2 protein-coding genes and 1 pseudogene are annotated in these 3,425 nt (G+C 69.8%); 2 read left to right on the forward strand and 1 reads right to left on the reverse strand.

The genetic code is table 11. The features are described 5' to 3' along the window. Positions 1–1,065 (forward strand): annotated as a pseudogene (locus GT354_RS34245) (hypothetical protein); the annotation flags it as partial. Between the two features lie 97 nt (positions 1,066–1,162). After that, entirely contained in the window at positions 1,163–3,028 is a 1,866-nt protein-coding gene (locus GT354_RS34250; RefSeq protein ID WP_161360263.1) for a hypothetical protein, read from the forward strand. 69 nt (positions 3,029–3,097) lie between these two features. Here GT354_RS34250 and GT354_RS34255 read toward each other — a convergent pair. Continuing rightward, positions 3,098–3,425, reverse strand: a 328-nt coding sequence (locus tag GT354_RS34255) for an SDR family NAD(P)-dependent oxidoreductase (protein ID WP_161360264.1), incomplete at its 5' end; no start/stop codon positions are given.

A 3,425-nucleotide genomic window follows, 5' to 3' on the forward strand; every position in this document is an offset into this window, starting at 1 on the left:
TACGAGATCTTCCGGATGGGCTACTACGGCCTGATCTTCCCCATGCCCGCCCTCACCAAGGAGGCGTCGGGCTCGCTGTGGGGACGCGGTTGGGACTACCTGACCGACTACGTCAAGCCGTACTACCTGTGGATCCCGCTGATCCTGATGCTCGTGGTCGTCGGCCTCGCCCTGGCGCGGCGTCGACCCGCCGACCGCCGCACGTGGGTCCTCGTGGCGACCCCGTTGGCCGCGGCCCTGGTGCAAACCGTGTACGTGCTCAAGGTCGGCGGCGACTTCATGCACGGCCGCATGTGGCTCCCGGTCCTCCTGCTCGTCCTGATCCCGCTGCTGGTGGCCCCGCTCGACCGGATGATCACCCCCGCCGTCGTCCTGATCGCGGTCTGGGCCGTGATCTGCGGCGGCTGGCTGCGCTCCGGCGTGATCACCACCCCCTCGCCCAGCGGCCACGGCAACCAGGTCTGGAACGAGCGCGACACCTACGCCGCGTGGACCAGGACCGACAACCCCACCACCGAGGAAGCCCATATCCGGACGCTTCCCACCATAGAAGAGGCGTTCCGTAACGCGAGAGCCGGTGAACAACGTTTGTTGTTCGTGGACCCCAACTACGTCGAGCTCCCGCCACTGCCCATGCGCACCGACATCCGCTACGACGACGGCCTGGTCATCGGCCGCCTCGGCGTCGGCGGCTCGATCACCCCGCTCGACGGCATCGTGGTCGACGTATGGGGCCTGTCCAACACCGTGGGCGCGCACATCGAACAAACCCAGAACGTCGCCGCGGGCCACAAGAAACTGCTCCCCGCCGCGTGGAACATCGCGCTGTACGTCGACCCCTCCGGGGACGCCCTGGTCCCGCCGAAGGTAGCCGGCCCCGAGGCGATCCGCGCCGCGCGCGCCACCCTCGCCTGCGGCGACGTCAAGGAACTCGTGGACTCGGTGACCAAACCGATGTCGGCCTCGCGCTTCTGGAACAACCTCACCGGTTCCCTCACCCGAACCGAACTGCGCATTCCGGCGAATCCGATCGAGGCCGAGAAGAAGTTCTGCTCACCCTCGTGACCTTGTGCCCGTACGCCCCCGCTCCCTGGGACGGCAGGTGTTCACCTGCGGTTATGGTGGCGTCAGCGCGCCCGCCCCGACTGGAAGCCCGGCAACCATGAGCCTCGTGAGTGTGCTGTCCGGGCGCACGCGCGCCGGACGGCCCGCCGATTCGTCCGCAGCCGACCCGGACCCGCGCACCGTCGTGCGCTGGAACCGGGCCATGGTGTTGCTGCCCGCGGCGATCGTGCTGATGCTGGGCTGGCACCGGCGCTGGATCAGCGACGACGGGCTGATCTTCACCCGCACCGTCCGCCAGGTCCTGGCCGGCCACGGGCCCGTGTTCAACGTCGGCGAACGCGCCGAGTCCTCCACCAGCACCCTGTGGCAGTGGATCCTGGTCGCGGGCTCGTGGATCACCCAGATGGATGTCGGCCGGCTCGCGGTCTACCTGGGCCTGCTGTGCACCGCCGCCGGCTACGCCATCGCGCTCACGGCCACCCGCCGGCTGTACGCCCGCGACGGGGCGATGCCCCTCCTGGTGCCCTTCGGCGTACTCGCGCTGATCGCACTGCCGCCGGTGTGGGACTTCGCCACCTCCGGCCTGGAAACGGGCCTGACCACGCTGTGGACCGCCGGTTGCTGGTGGCTGCTGATACGCCTGCGCAACGACCGACGGGCCCGCGTGTCGTACGGCCTCGCCTTCCTCGCCGGACTCGGCCCCATGGTCCGCCCCGACCTCGCCATCGCCACCCTCGGCTTCCTGATCGCCGTCGCCGTACTGGTACGCCCACGCCCGCTTCGGGGCCTGGCCCTGCTCGGCACCGCGATCGCGCTGCCGCTCGCCTACGAGGTCTTCCGGGCCGGCTACTACGGCGTTTTGCTCCCGCTGCCCGCGGTGACCAAAGAGGCGTCCGCCACCGACTGGCGGCGCGGCTGGGGCTACGTCCGAGACTTCGCCGGTCCCTACCACCTGTGGCTGCCGATCGCGGTGCTCCTGTGGTTCGTGCTGATGCGGATCGCGCTGCGAATGTTCGGCGAGGGCCGCGCGTTCCCACGCCTGCGCGACATCGACCGCGAGGGCTGGAACCGGATCACCGTGTACGCGGTCCCCGTCCTGTGCGGGGTCGCGATGCTCGTCTACGTGATCCGCGTCGGCGGCGACTTCATGCACGCCCGCATGCTCCTGCCGGGCCTGTTCACGCTGCTCCTGCCGATCCTCCTGCTGCCCGCCCGCCGCCTCGCCCTACCCGCGGTCGCGGTCCTGATCGGCTGGGGACTGGTCTGCGCGATCACGATGCGCGTGCCGTACGAGGGCATCGGCCCGCGCGGCATCGCCGACGAACGCGCCTTCTACGTGGATGCCCTGGACGTACGCAACCCGGTCACCGCCCGCTCCTACATCGCGAACTACCCGCGCTTTCCCGACGCCGCCCGCGCCGCCAAAGCCGACTTCGACCACGTGATCGTCTACCCGTGGTACGACGGCTTCTACATCACCAACCTGCGCCCCGGCGCCTCCGCCCCGGTCGCCACGGTCTGGCCCAACCTGGGCATGAACGGCGCCAACACGCCCCTGGACGGCGACTCCGTCGACATCCTGGGCCTGGCCTACCCTCTCGCCGCGCACGTCGCCCTGACCGAACGCGGCCGCCCGGGCCACGAAAAGCAGATCAACCTCGAGTGGGTCTTCGCCCAATACGCGGACCCCGACGCCGTCCTCCCCCCGGGCATCGACCCGATCCGGGTCAAAGCCGCCCGCTACGCCCTCACCTGCGGCAGCGAGAACCGCGGCAAACTGAAGGAACTCCAAGACTCGGTCAAAGAACCCATGTCCTGGAGCCGCTTCACCAAGAACCTCACCGGCTCCCTGACCCGCACCTCGTTCCGCTTCCCCAACGACCCGGTAGTCGCCGCCAAGGAAATCTGCGGCGTAGACGTCCTGGCCCCAGGCGTCCTCCCCCCGGACAAACCAACCCGCTGACCACCACATCACAGCCCGCCCGGCACTTGAGGCCACCCCTTCAGCCCGCCCGGCGCCCGAGGCCACCCGCTACCGCGACCGAACCATCACATCGTTCACATGCGAGTCCGCCGCAAGCTCCAACGCAGACAACACCACCCCGGCGATAGTCGCGGGATCGCTGTACCGCCCAGCCTCGAAAACCCCGCCCTCCTGCTCCCGCACATCACGCTGCATCGCCGTCGCCGTCCGCCCCGGATACACACTCGTCACCCGCAACTGCGGCTCCTCCGCCCGCAATCCGTCGGCCAACGCCTTGAGCGCGTGCTTGCTCGCCGAGTACGCCGCCCACCCCGGATTCGTCCGCAGCCCCGCCCCGCTGTTGAGCATCACCACGTCGCCCCGCCCCCGCCGCAAC

It is taken from the genome of Streptomyces sp. SID3343 (assembly GCF_009865215.1).
Lineage (GTDB): Bacteria > Actinomycetota > Actinomycetes > Streptomycetales > Streptomycetaceae > Embleya.